1 pseudogene is annotated in these 217 nt (G+C 61.8%); it reads right to left on the bottom strand.

Going from position 1 to position 217, the window contains the following annotated elements:
• A pseudogene (locus IF22_RS0132685) lies at window positions 1–217 on the bottom strand (C39 family peptidase); the annotation flags it as partial.

The raw sequence follows: 217 nt of genomic DNA, 5'->3' as shown, positions 1-217 counted from the left end.
GTCGTCGACGGTCTTCACAACGTCGGCGCGCAGCTTGTCGGTCTGCTTGTCATCCGCGTCCGGGCTGGAGATCTCGACACTGTGGTAGGCGTCGTTCTTACCGGTCTCCTTGTTCAGCACGGGGGTGATGTCGTTGATGGAGTTGGTGCCGGCTTCGGTGGTGCCCATTTCCTTGGCCATGGCGTCGACGCTGATGTCCTTGCCCTGCACGGACAGG

The organism is Micromonospora parva, assembly GCF_000718515.1.
GTDB lineage: Bacteria > Actinomycetota > Actinomycetes > Mycobacteriales > Micromonosporaceae > Micromonospora > Micromonospora parva.
This window is presented reverse-complemented; position numbering and strand designations above follow the sequence as displayed.